The following is a 14094-nucleotide window of genomic DNA, read 5'->3' on the forward strand; positions in this document are numbered from 1 at the left end:
CCCCGGTGGCTCCCCGGTGCCTGAATCATCGCCATGAGCCGCTGGGTGTTGTCCGTCGAACGCCGTATCGCCGCGCCCGCGGACGAGATCTACGCCGTGGTCGCCGACCCGGACCGGCACCGCGACTTCGACGGGTCGGACGCGCTGCGCGGCGTCGCCGAGGCCAGCTCACCGGCCCGGCCACTGGTGGTGGGCGACCACTTCAGCATGAACATGGACCTGCGCGGCCAGTACGTCATGACCAGCACCGTCGTCGAGGCGGAGCCGGGGCGGCGGTTCGCCTGGCAGTCGAGGCCGCACAAGAGCTCCGCGAGGTGGCGGTCCGCGTTCGGCGGCCGGATCTGGCGGTACGAGCTCGAACCGGACGGCGGCACGACCCTGGTGCGGGAGAGCTGGGACCTGACCGAGGAGCCGTTGCGGGTGGTCGTCGGGCTCGGCCGTCCCGTGGCACGCGACGCCATGACCGCCTCGCTCGAACGCCTGGCCCGGCTGGTCGAGCGGAGCTGAGTCACCGCAGGCCGAGCCGGTCCGCGAGAACGCTCGCCAGGTGCACCGGTTCGCGCTCGGTGGTGTGCCGGATCTGCGTGCGGCAGCTGAAGCCGTCCGCGACCACCAGCGCGTCCTCGTCGGCCCGCAACGACGGGAGCAGGTCCTGTTCGGCACACGCGATCGACACGTCGTAGTGACCCCGCTCGAACCCGAAGTTGCCGGCGAGACCGCAGCAGCCCTCCACGACCTTCGGCTTCAGGCCCGCCTTGACCATCGCGGCGCGGTCGGGGCCGAAGCCCAGCTCCGCGTACTGGTGGCAGTGGGTCTGCACGACCGCGTCCCGCTCGCCCTCCCCGTCCGGCAACCGGGGCGCGACGTGCTCGGCGAACGTGCGGGTGGCCTCGGCGAGCGCGTGCACGGCCGGGTCGCCGGACAGCTTCGGGGCCTCGGCGCGCAGGAACGCCGTGCAGCTCGGTTCCAGGCCGATCACCGGGACACCGCGGCTCGTCCACGGGTGCAGCGCCCGTGCGGTCCGCTCGACGACCTCGCGGGCCTTGCCGAGCTGGCCGGTCGAGTGCCACGTCAGTCCACAGCAGACGTTCGCGGACGGCAGCTCGACGCGGTTTCCCAGGTGTGCCAGCACGGTGGCGGCGTCGAGGCCGATGCCCGGCTCGAAGAAGTTCGTGAACGTGTCGGGGAACAGCAGCACCGGCTCGCCCTCGCCGAGCGGGCGGAAGCGCCGGGTCAGGGGGGTGACGGGCCGGGGCAGCTCGCGTTGCGGGGTGAGCCCGGCGAACCGGCCGAACCGCGCCGTGAGGCGGTTGACCAGCCGGTAGCGCAGCCACGTCGGCAGCCAGCCCATCGCGTAGTGGGAGCGCGGCCGGACCCTGCCCTTGTAGTGCTCGTGCAGGAACTCCGCCTTGTAGCTCGCCATGTCCACGTCGACGGGACAGTCCCGCTTGCACCCCTTGCAGCCCAGGCAGAGGTCGAGCGCCTCGGCCACCTCGGCAGACCGCCAGCCGTCCTTGATCACGTCACCGGCGAGCATCTCGAACAACAGGTGCGCCCGGCCGCGCGTCGAGTGCTTCTCCTCCTTGGTGACGCGGTAGCTCGGGCACATCACGCCGCCCTTGGTGTTCAGGCACTTGCCGACGCCGACGCACCGCCGCGTGTCGCTCGCGAACTCCGCGCGGGCCGGGATCGTCGGGGGAGCGACGAGGATCCGCAGGTCGTCGTCCAGCTTCAGCGGCTCGACGATCCGGCCGGGGTTGAGCAGGTTGCTCGGGTCGAACGCGTGCTTGAACTGCTGGAACGCCTTGATCGCGGCGGGCGGGTACATCCGGCCGAGCAGCTCCGAGCGCGCCTGGCCGTCGCCGTGCTCGCCGGACAGGCTGCCGCCGTGCCGCACGACCAGGTCGGCCGCGTCCTGGAGGAACTCGCGGTAGCCGCCGGCCAGGTCGAAGTCGATGCGGACGTGCAGGCAGCCCTCGCCGTAGTGGCCGTAGGTGACGCCGCGCCGGCCGTGCCCGGTCAGCAGCTCGTCGAACTCGCGCAGGTAGGCGCCGAGGCGTTGCGGCGGCACGGCCGCGTCCTCCCAGCCCGACCAGGCTTCGCTGCCGTCGGCCATCCGGGTGGCCAGGCCCGCGCCGTCCTCGCGGATGCGCCACAACGCCCGCTGGTGCGCGGCGTCGTGCACCACCATCGAGTGCTTGCTGAGCCGTGCGATCCGTTCAGGACGGTCCTCGACCTCGACGAACAGCCAGCTGCGGCCGTCCGGCAGCTCCGGCCGCGAGCGCACCGCGCGCACCAGGCTCTCGTTCAGGCCCTCGACCGCCAGCGCGTCCTCGATCTGCGTCACCTGGTCGGCGGCCTCGTAGGTGTCCGGGAAGCCGAGCACGACCAGGACGCGGCGCTCCGGCCTGCGCACGAGCTTCAGCTCCGCGCCCAGCACGACGACGCACGTGCCCTCTGTGCCGACCAGTTGCTGAGTGAGCGTCGGGGCGTCCAGCGCGTACCCGCTCACCCGGCGGCTCAGCGAGGGGAACCACGCCGGGTCGTGCCCCGGCAACGCGAGCGGCGGGGGTGAGGTGGTGTCGAACGTGCGTCCGTCCACCGTGAGCACCCGCAGGTTCGCCACGTTCTCGCTGGTCTTGCCCCACCTGATCGAGTGCGCGCCGCACGCGTTGTTGCCGATCATCCCGCCGATCGTGCAGCGCGAGTGCGTGGACGGGTCCGGCCCGAACACGTGGTCACCCGCCGCGGAGTTGATCCGGTCGAGCACCGCGCCCGGCTGCGCGAACGCGCGGTCGCCGGAGACCTCGAACGCCGTCAGGTAGCGGCTGAAGTCGAGCACCAGCCCGGTGCCGCACGCGTTGCCCGCGACGGACGTCCCCGCGCCCCGGCTGGTGATCGGCACCCGGTGCTCCGCGGCGATCCCGACGGCCGCGGCGACGGCGTCCGTCGTGCGTGGACGGACGACCACGCGCGGCACGTGCCGGTAGTTCGAGGCGTCCGCCGCGTACAGGGCCCGGCTGGCCGGGTCGTCCAGGACGTCACCGTCCACGTCGCGGCGAAGTCGATCGAGAAAGGCCCGCATTCACCCGATCATGCCTGGTCGGATGTGACGTGGCTTGCGCGATGCCGGACTACCTGCCGGTAGCAGATAGCCTCACCCGGTCAACCAGCAGCGATTCTCGGGAGAGCTAGTGAGTCGGTCCGTTCTGGTCACCGGAGGCAACCGCGGCATCGGCCTCGCCATCGCGCGGGCGTTCGCCGAACAGGGCGACAAGGTCGCGGTGACCCACCGCGGGTCCGGCGCTCCCGAAGGTCTGCTCGGCGTCAAGTGCGACGTGACGGACGCGGCGGCGGTCGACGCCGCGTTCACCGAGGTCGAGGCCGCGCACGGCCCCGTCGAGGTGCTCGTCTGCAACGCGGGCATCACGCAGGACACGCTGCTGCTGCGGATGAGCGAGAAGCAGTTCACCGACGTCCTCGACGCGAACCTGACCGGCGCGTTCCGGTTCGCGCAGCGCGCCTCCCGCGGCATGCTGCGCAAGAAGTTCGGCCGCATCGTCTTCATCTCGTCGGTCGTCGGCCTCACCGGTGGCCCCGGCCAGGTCAACTACGCCGCGTCCAAGGCGGGCATGGTCGGCATGGCGCGCTCCATCGCCCTGGAGCTGGGTTCGCGCAACATCACCGCGAACGTCGTCGCGCCCGGCTTCATCACCACCGACATGACCGCCGAGCTGCCGGAGGCCGTCCGCGAGGCCGCGCTGAAGCAAATCCCCGCCGGCCGCTACGGCTCGGCGGACGAGATCGCCCGCGCCGTCACGTTCCTCGCGGCGAACGAGTCCGGCTACGTCAACGGCGCGGTGCTGCCCGTCGACGGCGGCCTCGGCATGGGCCACTGAGCTTTCGTCTCCGTTCTTCTTTTCGGGAAAGGGTTGGATCAAGTGACCGGACTGCTCGAAGGCAAGCGCCTGCTGATCACGGGTGTGATCACCGACGCGTCGATCGCCTTCCACGTCGCACGCGTCGCCCAGGAGCAGGGCGCCGAGGTCGTGCTGACCGGGTTCGGCCGGATGAGCCTCGTGCAGCGCATCGCCAAGCGCCTGCCCAAGCCCGCGCCCGTGGTCGAGCTCGACGTGCAGAACCAGGAGCACCTGGACACGCTCGCCGACCGCGTCCGCGAGCACGTCGACGGCCTCGACGGCGTCGTGCACGCCATCGGGTTCGCCCCGCAGAGCTGCCTCGGCGCGCCGTTCATGGACGCGCCGTGGGAGGACGTCTCCGTCGCGATGCACGTGTCGGCCTACTCCTACAAGGCGCTGGTGCAGGCCGCGCGTCCGCTGCTGTCGCCCGGCTCGTCCGTCGTCGGTCTCGACTTCGACGCCCGCCAGGTGTGGCCCGCCTACAACTGGATGGGCGCGGCGAAGGCGGCGTTCGAGTCGATCAACCGCTACATGGCGCGCGACCTCGGCCCCGAGGGCATCCGCGTCAACCTGATCTCCGCGGGCCCGGTGCGCACCATGGCCGCGAAGTCCATCCCCGGCTTCGCGGCGCTCGAGGAGGTGTGGGCCGACAAGGCCCCACTGTCGTGGGACGTCGAGGACCCGACGCCGGTCGCGAAGTCGGTGTGCGGCCTGCTGTCCGACTGGTTCCCGGCCACCACCGGGTCGATGGTGTTCGTCGACGGCGGTGTGCACTTCCTCGGTATCTGAGGTCACGCGGGTTCGCCGTGTGGGGTGCGGGGACGTCTGATTGGATGGAGCGGTGAGTTTCGATGCGCTGCTCTGGCTGTCGTTCGGCGGCCCGGAAGGTCCTGAGGACGTCCGCCCCTTCCTGGAGAACGTGGTCCGCGGACGGGGCGTGCCGCCGGAGCGGCTGGACGAGGTCGAGGCCCACTACCAGCACTTCGGTGGCGTGTCCCCGATCAACCGCCTGAACCGCGAGGCCATCGAGGCCGTCCGCGCCACCGGGTTCGAGCTGCCGGTCTACTTCGGCAACCGCAACTGGCACCCGATGGTCGAGGAGACCGTCGAGCGGATGAAGGCCGACGGGGTCCGCCGCGCACTGGTGTTCCCGACGAGCGCCTACGGCGGCTACTCGGCGTGCCGCCAGTACGACGAGGACATCCTGCGCGCGCTGCGGGCCGTGCCCGACGGTCCCGAACTGGTGAAGCTGCGCCACTTCTTCGACCACCCGCTGTTCATCTCGGCGTTCGCCGACGGCGTCCGCGCCGCGGCGGAGACGCTGACCGGCCCGTACCGGCTCGTCTTCACCGCGCACTCGGTGCCGGTGTCGGCGGACAAGGCCGCCGGACCGCCCGAGGAGGGCGGCTTCCGCTACTCGCGCCAGGTCGCGGAGGCGTCCCGCCTGGTCGCCGCCGAGCTGGGCGTCACCGAGTACGACGTGGTGTGGCAGTCGCGGTCGGGCCCGCCGCAGGTCCCGTGGCTGGAACCGGACATCGTCGACCACATCGACGCGTTGCACGCCAAGGGCGTCACCGGTGTCGTGGTGTGCCCGATCGGGTTCGTGTCCGACCACCTGGAGGTCGTGTGGGACCTCGACACCGAGGCCCGCGACCGCGCCGCCGAGCTGGGCATGGAGTTCGCCCGCTCCGCGACGCCGAACGCCGACCCGCGCTTCGCCGAGCTCGTGGTGGAGCTGGTGGCGGAGCACACGTCCGGCGCTCCGGTGCGGAAGCTGTCCGAGTTCGTGGCGGCCGGGTGCACGGTGAACGGCGCGCCGTGTGCGCCGTTGTGCTGCGAGCCCGCGAAGAGGCCCGCACGCGGCTGAGCCTTGCTTCAGCGACCTTGTAGCGCGCCCGTCAGCGCCTCCACGGCGTCGGCGGGCAACGCGCCGTCGTGGTCCAGCGCGTAGCGGATCACGTTGCGGAACTCGTCGCTGAACCGCGAGTAGTACGGCGTGACCGGGCGCAGCCGGGCGTCCTCGATGGCTTTCAGCAGGGTGCCCGCGTAGAGGTGCTTCCTGGTGACGATGCTGTCCTGGTAGACGATCCCGCGGGTGGCGGCCAGACCGCCGCGTTCGAACAGCAGCTGCTGGCTACGCGGGCCCGTCAGGAACTCGATGAGCGCCTGGGCCGCACGGGGTTTCTTCGACTTCGAGGAGATGGCGAGGTTCTGGCCGCCGAGCACGCTCGGGCCGGTCAGCCGCATCACCTCGAACTCGATGCCGGGACGGCCCGCCGACTCGCCGCGGTTGCCCTCCAGCGCCCGGTGCGCGACCGGCCAGTTGCGCATGAACACGATCTTGCCGTCGCGGAACGCCTGCGTGGTCAGCAGCTCGTTCTGGTCGCGGGACTCCGGCAGCACCACGGGTTCGCCGCCCTTGAGGCCGTCGGCGAGCCAGCGCAGGGCGCGTCGGGTGCGCTCGGAGTCGATCACGACCTTGCCCGTCTCGTCGACGACGTCGCCCTTCTCCGCCCAGATCAGCTCCAGCGCGTTCACCGTCAGGCCCTCGTAGTCGTCGAACTGGCCGCCGAAGCCGGCGGTGAGGCGGGCGTCCCGGTCGCTGCGCAGCGCGCGCAGCGAGGTGGTGGCGATGTCGTCGAGGCCGAGCGGCTCCTCGGGCACGAGGTCCTTGCGGTAGAAGAGAAGTCCCGCGTCGGTGTTGAACGGCAGCGCCCACAGCACGCCCTGGTAGCGGCAGCTCTCCAGCGGGCGCCGCAGGAACCCGCTCGTGTCCACACCGGACAGCGGACGCAGGTAGCCCGACTGCGCGAACTCGGCGGTCCACGTGACGTCGAGGTTGAAGACGTCCACGTTGTCCGCCTTCTCCCTGGCCCGCGCCACCATCTCGCTGCGCTGCCCGTCCGCCTCCAGCGGCAGCTCCACGATCTCCGCCGGCTGCTCGGGGTGCTCGGCGTTCCACTGGTTGATCAGGGCCTGCCGCTGGCCGTTCTCGCTCAGGTCGAGGCCGCTGAGCACGACGAGCTTGCCCTTCTCCCACTCGGTCGGCTCGCGGAACAGCGGCTGCACCCCGCTGGTGAACAGGATCGTGAGCACGACTCCGATCGCCACGCCCATCGCGAGCCACGACCGGTTCGCCCACACCACGCCGGGCGGGCCGAGCCTCGGCCGCGCCTCCCAGAACCGTCTCAGCCACCTCATCCGGCACCTCCCCACACCCTGCGGAACAACGCCACGAGATCGTCGCCGAGCGTGTTCGTCGTCGAGTCGCGGCACTCGCCGCCGGACGCGTCGGTGATCTCCGTCAACGCGTGCGCCGAGCAGCTCGCGTCGCCCACGGCGATGATGAACACCCGGATTCCCTTCTGCGCCACGGTGTTCACGACGTCCTGGCGGGTCTGCGCGCTCGTCGTGTCCTCGCCGTCGGTCAGCGCTATCACCGCGCCGACGTGGTCCGCGTCGTCGGCGCCGACCCGGTCCAGCCCGTCGAGGATCGCCTGGTGCAACGGCGTGCCACCGGTCGGCCGGACAGCGTTCAACGCGGCGGTCGTGGCCTCCTTGTCACGCCTGCCCAGCGGGACGAGCCGGCGGACCTCGTCGTTGTTGAACACCGACAGGCCGTACGTGTCCTTCTCGCCCATCTGCGTGAGGGCTTTGCGGACGCCCTCGGTCGCGACGGCGAACCTCGTCTCCCCGCTGACCGTCTGTTCGGCCATCGAGCCGGAGGCGTCGAGGGTGAGCCAGACCCGGCCGTCGCGCTTGGCCTGCTCGTAGCTCTTCTGGAACGCGGTGTGCGCGTCGTCGTCCGGCGCCGCCTCCGCGCGGTCCAGCACCAGACCGGCCCGCACGCCGAGCTCCTCGCGGAACGCGGAGCCCGCCGCCTGCCGGGCGGGCCGCAACCCGGCGGCGTTGAGCGCCGACATGCCCTCCTGCGTGCCGAGCCACTCCTGGAACCGCCTCGCGGGCTCGCGCGCGGCCAGGTTCGACACGTCCGGCGCGTCCCACTCGACGAGGTTCAGCGGGTAGTCGGCGCGGTAGGTGTCCGACGGGTACAGCGCGGTGAGGCAGGGCTTCTCGGCGCAGCCCCTGTTGCGCCGCAACAGCACCTGCTCGGTCGTGATCACCGCGGCGCCCGCCGGCGGCCGGACGGCCTCCTGGACCCGCCGTTCCACGACGGCCGGGGTGAGCGACTCGTACAGCGCCTCCGTCGCGAGCTTGCCGTCGATCGCCATCAGCGGGTTCGGCCGGACGATCGGGATGCCGGTGCCGCCGACCTTGGTGAACAGCTCACCCCACGTCTCCGGCGTGCCCGACACCACGTCCCGCGCGATGGCCGGGGGCACCCCGAGCACGACGGGCGAGAACGCCACCGACTCGCCCGGCCTGATCCGCACCGCCGACCCGATGCCGCCCGTGCGGCGCGCCACCTCGTTCGTCTCCGTCGTCGAGTCGGGCAGCCACACGTCCGGGTGCGGCCCGATCTCCCGCAGGTCCTGCGAGGACCACGACGCCCGCAGCGCGTTCGCGCCCTGGTTGCCCGGCGCCGAGAACACGTAGAGCCGCGCGGTGCGGCACCCGTGGTTGCGCGCGGACGTGTGCTGCTCGAACTTCCGCGCCACCTCGCTGACCACGGGTTCCGCGTCCACCGAGGTGAGCACGCGGACCTCCGTGGGCTGCGGGCACCCGAGCAGCAGCACCCGCCCGTACGCGACCACCGGCGGGGCCGCGAGCGCGACGAGCCCGGCCGAGACCAGCAGCACGGCCGTGAACACGACCCAGCGCAACCGGATGCGCTTGGCCACCCGGTTCAGCCTGTCGATCGCGGACGCCGACACCACCAGCAGTGCCGTGCCGAGGCCGTAGAGCACCCACGACTGCCACGTGGCGAGCGCTCCGACCGCGGCCTGGGACAGCAGGTGCCCGGCGACGGCGGCCAGCATGAGGGCCCCCGCGTACCGGGGTGTCGTGCTCGACCGGCGCTGGTCGACGTCCTCCATCCCGCGTTCCTCCCCACCCGGCACCCTATGACGCGGCACCGACAGTTCCGGGGCAGTTGCGGGGTCTCGGGGCGTCGCCGGGGGAGAACCACTCGTTCGGGTCAGCGAGTCATCGGGTCCGCGCCCGTCGCGGCTGGTGGGGAGCGGTCCGGTGCGGCGCGGGTGATCAGCGGGGCCGCCTCGGTGCGTCAGCGACGGTCGTGCCCGCTCCCTGCGCGCACCCGGCGCGCCGACGGGTCAGTGGCGGCCCGCGCCGCTGTCCGCCAGTACGCGCACGGCCTCGTCCACCGCGGCGCACCGGGCCCGGCGCACCGCCTCCGTCACCGGGCGCAACGCGTCGGTGCGCGCCGTCATCGCCGACGCCGACACGGCGCCGCCGGGGGAGTCGGACCTCGCCACGGACAGGATCGCGTCCACCTCCGCGGCGCGCTGCAGCACCCGCAGGGAGCGGGGCGGCATCGCGTCCGGCCAGGGCAGCGCCGAGTTCGCGGCGGCCAGGTCGGTGATCTCCTTGCGCACGTTCGGGCGGTGCTTGGCCACGTCGAGCGCGGCCAGCGCCGCCGTCGCCTCGCGCAGGGCGGAGCCCAGGCTGTGCTCCGCCTCGCCGATCGGGATGTGCTCCAGGCCCGTGGACGACGGCAGGTCGAAGACCGTCCACCGCATCACGCCGTCCGCCACGATCTTCGGCACCAGGCCCACGTGGACGGACGGGATCACGAGCGCCTCGCCTGCGCGCAGCGCGCACGTCGCGAGCGTGCCCTTGCCGCCCAGGCCGCGCACGTCTCCCGCCACGGGCAGCACCAGCCGTGCCGAGGTCGCGCCCGCACGTCGCAGGGCGGCCAGCAGCAGGGCGGGGCCCACCGGGGCCTCGTCGGGACCGGGGAGGTCGAGCGCCGTGGCGGTGCCGTCGTCGTCGGCCACCACCTCGTGCTGCTCGGCCCACGTGTGCAGGGCGTCGAGGACGTCGTCGGCCGCGGCAAGGCCGTGCAGCCATCCCGACGTCCACACGACCAGCGTGGCACTCGCACAGGACACCCGAAGAGATTACGTGGAGGCACCCCGATGGCCCCAACCGGTGTGCCCGATCCGAGACGTCCGGACGAGAACTACTGGGCCGCGGGGCCGATGTGCTTCTCCAGCAAGCCGCGGAACGACGTCACGTCCTCATCGGACGCGAACGCCCGGTGCGGCACGGACAGCGACGCCACGCCCTCGTCCAGGGTCTGCAGCACGAAGCCCTGCCGCGTCTCGGTCCAGCCGGGCAGCTCCTCCCAGCCGATCTCCTCGCGGACGGAGCTGCCGACGGCCATCCGGAACGACTGGTCGTCCGCGCTGCCCACGACGGTCCGGCTGATCATCTCGTCCGACGAGAAGCGCCACCACACCGCCACCGGCTCCATCAGCGCGATGACCAGCGCGCACCCCAGGCCGAACAGCGCGACGAACAGCATGTCGTCGAAGGCGGTCAGCAGCACCACCGAGATCACGGCGAACGCGAGGGCGAACCACGGCGCCCACCTGACCATCGGCACCATCGTGCGCAGGCTGGCCCGCCAGTCCGCGGGGGAAGGGGCCCAGTTGAAGTCGACACTGTTGCTCATAGCGCCCTGCATTCTGCTGCACGGTGACCGCGCGTTTCCGGCGGATGACGAAAGTGGGCTGGAGCTGCTCCACGTCGACGGTCCGGGTTTCGGTGCGTAGCGTCGTCTGCGTGACCCAGAACCTGGCCCGCACGGCGGGCGAACTGCGCGCCGCCGGGCACCTGCCGCGCGGCGTCAAGACCGAGATCAGGGAAAACCTCCTCGCGGCACTGCGAGAAGGACGAAACCCGTGGCCGGGCATCGTCGGTTTCGACCGCACGGTGCTGCCCCAGCTGGAGCGCGCGCTGCTGGCCGGGCACGACATCGTCCTGCTCGGCGAGCGCGGACAGGGCAAGACCCGGCTGCTGCGCACGCTCGTCTCGCTGCTCGACGAGTGGACGCCCGTCATCGAGGGCTCCGAGCTGGGGGAACACCCGCTCGACCCGATCACGCCGGAGTCGCGGCGGCGGGCGGCCGAGCTCGGCGACGACCTGCCGGTGGTGTGGCGGCACCGCGACGAGCGGTACGCGGAGAAGCTCGCGACGCCCGACACGTCCGTCGGCGACCTGGTCGGCGACGTCGACCCGGTGAAGGTCGCGCAGGGCCGCTCGCTCGGTGACCCCGAGACCATCCACTACGGCCTGCTCCCGCGCGCCCACCGCGGCATCATCGCCATCAACGAGCTGCCCGACCTGGCGGAACGCATCCAGGTCGCGCTGCTCAACGTCATGGAGGAACGCGACATCCAGGTCCGCGGCTACACGCTGCGGCTGCCGCTGGACGTGCTGCTCGTCGCCACCGCGAACCCCGAGGACTACACCAACCGCGGCCGCATCATCACGCCGCTCAAGGACCGCTTCGGCGCCGAGGTGCGCACGCACTACCCGCTGGAGGTCGAGGCCGAGGTCGACATGGTCCGCCAGGAGGCGGAGCTCGTCGCCGAGGTCGGCGACCACCTGCTGGAGATCATCGCCCGGTTCGTCCGGCACCTGCGCGAGTCGTCGTCGATCGACCAGCGGTCCGGCGTCTCGGCGCGGTTCGCGATCGCGGCGGCGGAGACCGTCGCGGCGTCGGCGCTGCGCAGGTCCGCGCTGATCGGCGAGACCCCGGCCATCGCGCGCCCGGTCGACCTGGAGTCGGTGCCGGACGTGCTGCGCGGCAAGCTCGAGTTCGAGGCGGGCGAGGAGGGCCGCGAGGAGGAGGTCCTCGTCCACCTGCTGCGCCGCTCGATCGCGGACACGGCGCGGGCCCGCCTCGCCGGGCTGAACCTGCGCACGCTCGCCGAGGTCGTCTCCGACGGCCACCCGGTCGCGACCGGTGACCGCGTGCACGCGGGCGACCTGCTGGCCGCGTTGCCGGAGCTGCCGATCCTGCACGAGGTCGCGGAACGGCTGGGCGCGGGCCCGAAGGACCCCGTCGGCCGCATCGCCTCCGCCGTGGAGCTGGCACTGGAGTCGCTGTACCTGACTCGCCACCTGTCGAAGGACAACTCCTCCGACGACGACCGATCGGTGTACGGATGAGATATCGCTACGGGCGCTGGGGCGGCGGTGCCGACCCGCTGGCGCCGCCGGTCGACCTGCGCGCGGCGGTCGACGAGCTCGGCCGCGAGATCATGGAGGGCGCGTCCCCGTCCTCCGCGCTGCGCGAGCTGCTGCGGCGCGGCGTCGACGGCACCCGCGGCCTCGACGACCTGACGTCGCGGCTGTGGCAGCGCCGGTCCGCGATCCAGCGCAGGCACCGGCTCGACGGCACGCTCACCGAGGTGCGGCAGCTGCTCGACCGGGCGGTCGAGGCCGAGCGCAGGGCGTTGTTCCCCGACCCGTCCGACGACGCGCGCTTCCGCGAGGCCCAGCTCGACGCCCTCCCGCCGGGAACCGCGGCGGCCGTGCAGGAGCTGGCGAACTACGACTGGCGCTCGCAGGAGGCCCGTGAGGCGTTCGAGCAGATCCGCGACCTGCTCGGCCGCGAGCTGCTCGACCAGCGCTTCCAGGGCATGAAGCAGGCGCTGTCCAACGTGGGCTCCGAGGACGTCAAGCGCATCCAGCGGATGTTGCGCGACCTCAACGAGCTGCTGGAGTCGCACGCCGCGGGCTCTCCGGACACGCCGCGCCGGTTCGACGACTTCATGCGCAAGCACGGCGACTTCTTCCCGGAGAACCCCCGCGACGTCGACGAGCTCATCGACGCCCTGGCAGCCCGTTCGGCGGCCGCCCAGCGCATGATGAACTCGATGACCGAGGCCCAGCGCGCCGAGCTGTCCGCGTTGTCGCAGCAGGCTTTCGGCGGCATCGGCTCCCAGCTGTCCACGCTGGACTCGCTGCTGCAACGGCTGCGTCCCGGTGAGGACTGGACGTCGTCGGCGCGGTTTCGCGGCCAGGACCCGCTGGGCCTGGGCGAGGGCGCGCAGGCGATGGCCGACCTGGCCGAGCTCGACGCCCTGGCCGAACAGCTGTCCCAGTCCTACCCCGGCGCCCGCCTGGAGGACATCGACCTGGAGGCGCTGGAACGCCAGCTGGGCGGAGAAGCCTCGGTCGACGCGCGCCGGCTGGCCGACCTGGAGAAGGCGCTGCGGCAGCAGAACATCGTCGAACGCGCGCCCGACGGGTCGTTGCGCCTGACCCCGAAGGCCCTGCGCCGCCTGGGGGAGACGGCCCTGCGCGGCGTCGTCGACCAGCTGCGCTCGTCGCAGGGGTCGCGCGAGACCAGCTCGGCGGGTGCCGCGGGCGAGCTGATGGGCTCGACCAGGCCGTGGCAGTTCGGCGACACCGAACCGTGGGACGTGCCGCGCACCCTGCGCAACTCGGTGCTGCGCTCGGGCACGATGTCACTCGACGTGGTGGACCTGGAGGTCGCGGAGACCGAGCACCGCACCCGGGCCGCCGTCGCGCTGTGCGTCGACACCTCGTGGTCGATGGTGCAGGACGGCCGCTGGGTGCCGATGAAACGCACCGCGCTCGCACTGCACCACCTCGTGCGCACCCGTTTCCGCACGGACGCCCTTCAGCTGGTGACGTTCGGCCGCTACGCCGAGGCGGTCGACATCGGCCAGCTCACCGCGCTGGAAGGCGTGTGGGAACAGGGCACGAACCTGCACCACGCCCTGCTGCTCGCCGGCCGCCACGTGCGCCGTCACCCCGACGCCCAGCCGGTGGTGCTCGTGGTGACGGACGGCGAACCGACCGCGCACCTGGAGCCCGACGGCGACGCCGAGTTCAACTACCCGCCGCTGCCCAGGACGCTCACCAAGACGCTCAACGAGGTCGACGCCCTGGCGCGGCTCGGGGCGACGATCTCGGTGTTCAAGCTGGGCGACGACCCGCGACTGGCCGCGTTCGTCGACATCGTGGCCCGGCGCGGTGGTGGCCGGGTGGTGTCGCCGGACGAGGAGGGGCTGGGGGCCGCCGTGGTGAGCGACTACCTGACCTCCCGGCGCCGCCGTCGGTGAGGCCGGGAGTCGCCGTGGTGAGCGATCACCTGCGATACCGGTGAGGCCGGGCAACGGCAGCACCGGGGACGTGCCTGGCTTTCGCCTGCGGCCATCCCGCCCTCGCCTGCGTCCACCCAGACCCTCACCGGACGGGTCGGCACGCTTCC

11 protein-coding genes are annotated in these 14094 nt (G+C 72.3%); 6 read left to right on the top strand and 5 right to left on the bottom strand.

Annotated features, from left to right (window positions below; genetic code table 11):
- Positions 1-33 precede the first annotated feature (33 nt).
- On the top strand, positions 34-507 hold the full coding sequence (locus BLT23_RS00215; protein ID WP_090044319.1) for an SRPBCC family protein: 474 nt from the start codon (positions 34-36) through the stop codon (positions 505-507).
- A 1-nt stretch (position 508) separates the two neighbouring features.
- Here the strand turns inward: BLT23_RS00215 and BLT23_RS00220 are convergent, their stop codons facing one another.
- Positions 509-3085, bottom strand: coding sequence for an FAD-binding and (Fe-S)-binding domain-containing protein (locus BLT23_RS00220; RefSeq protein ID WP_090044320.1), 2577 nt, complete (start codon positions 3083-3085; stop codon positions 509-511).
- A gap of 109 nt (positions 3086-3194) precedes the next feature.
- Here BLT23_RS00220 and fabG point away from each other — a divergent pair, with 109 nt between their 5' ends.
- From fabG to BLT23_RS00235, 3 genes are read left to right on the top strand one after another with little or no spacing between them, the layout of a single operon-like run.
- Positions 3195-3899: a 3-oxoacyl-ACP reductase FabG gene (gene fabG / locus BLT23_RS00225; RefSeq protein WP_090044322.1), complete on the top strand. Its 705-nt coding sequence runs from the start codon at positions 3195-3197 to the stop codon at positions 3897-3899.
- A gap of 42 nt (positions 3900-3941) precedes the next feature.
- Positions 3942-4709 (top strand): enoyl-ACP reductase FabI, encoded by a 768-nt coding sequence (fabI, locus tag BLT23_RS00230; RefSeq protein ID WP_090044324.1) that lies wholly within the window; start codon positions 3942-3944, stop codon positions 4707-4709.
- A 52-nt stretch (positions 4710-4761) separates the two neighbouring features.
- Positions 4762-5787, top strand: coding sequence for a ferrochelatase (locus BLT23_RS00235; RefSeq protein ID WP_090044326.1), 1026 nt, complete (start codon positions 4762-4764; stop codon positions 5785-5787).
- An 8-nt stretch (positions 5788-5795) separates the two neighbouring features.
- On the opposite strand, the gene BLT23_RS00240 is transcribed toward BLT23_RS00235, so the two are convergent.
- The 4 genes from BLT23_RS00240 to BLT23_RS00255 form a co-directional block, all read right to left on the bottom strand.
- Positions 5796-7121, bottom strand: a complete 1326-nt coding sequence (locus BLT23_RS00240; RefSeq protein WP_090044328.1) for an extracellular solute-binding protein — start codon at positions 7119-7121, stop codon at positions 5796-5798.
- The gene (locus BLT23_RS00245) at positions 7118-8917 is read right to left on the bottom strand and encodes a vWA domain-containing protein (RefSeq protein WP_090044330.1); all 1800 of its coding nucleotides are present in this window, start codon (positions 8915-8917) and stop codon (positions 7118-7120) included. Before BLT23_RS00245 ends, BLT23_RS00240 begins: the two co-directional genes overlap by 4 nt.
- 237 nt (positions 8918-9154) lie before the next feature.
- Entirely contained in the window at positions 9155-9952 is a 798-nt protein-coding gene (locus BLT23_RS00250; protein ID WP_090044331.1) for a hypothetical protein, read from the bottom strand.
- 71 nt (positions 9953-10023) lie between these two features.
- Positions 10024-10518 carry a YcxB family protein gene (locus tag BLT23_RS00255; protein WP_090044333.1) on the bottom strand — a complete coding sequence of 165 codons (495 nt, stop codon included), beginning with the start codon at positions 10516-10518 and terminating at the stop codon, positions 10024-10026.
- 110 nt (positions 10519-10628) lie between these two features.
- Between BLT23_RS00255 and BLT23_RS00260 the strand changes: the two genes are divergently transcribed.
- The gene (locus BLT23_RS00260; protein ID WP_245743375.1) at positions 10629-12020 is read left to right on the top strand and encodes a sigma 54-interacting transcriptional regulator; all 1392 of its coding nucleotides are present in this window, start codon (positions 10629-10631) and stop codon (positions 12018-12020) included.
- Complete coding sequence (locus tag BLT23_RS00265) at positions 12017-13945, top strand: vWA domain-containing protein (protein WP_090044337.1); 1929 nt, start codon at positions 12017-12019, stop codon at positions 13943-13945. Before BLT23_RS00260 ends, BLT23_RS00265 begins: the two co-directional genes overlap by 4 nt.
- Positions 13946-14094: the final 149 nt, after the last annotated feature.

The organism is Lentzea fradiae (assembly GCF_900100955.1).
Classification (GTDB): domain Bacteria; phylum Actinomycetota; class Actinomycetes; order Mycobacteriales; family Pseudonocardiaceae; genus Lentzea; species Lentzea fradiae.

What these genes read in the sequence shown, in the direction of transcription:
- BLT23_RS00215 (WP_090044319.1), top strand. Translation starts at nt 34, where the DNA reads ATGAGCCGCTGGGTGTTGTCCGTCGAACGCCGTATCGCCGCGCCCGCG.
- BLT23_RS00220 (WP_090044320.1), bottom strand. Translation starts at nt 3,085, where the DNA reads ATGCGGGCCTTTCTCGATCGACTTCGCCGCGACGTGGACGGTGACGTC.
- BLT23_RS00240 (WP_090044328.1), bottom strand. Translation starts at nt 7,121, where the DNA reads ATGAGGTGGCTGAGACGGTTCTGGGAGGCGCGGCCGAGGCTCGGCCCG.
- BLT23_RS00245 (WP_090044330.1), bottom strand. Translation starts at nt 8,917, where the DNA reads ATGGAGGACGTCGACCAGCGCCGGTCGAGCACGACACCCCGGTACGCG.
- BLT23_RS00255 (WP_090044333.1), bottom strand. Translation starts at nt 10,518, where the DNA reads ATGAGCAACAGTGTCGACTTCAACTGGGCCCCTTCCCCCGCGGACTGG.
- BLT23_RS00265 (WP_090044337.1), top strand. Translation starts at nt 12,017, where the DNA reads ATGAGATATCGCTACGGGCGCTGGGGCGGCGGTGCCGACCCGCTGGCG.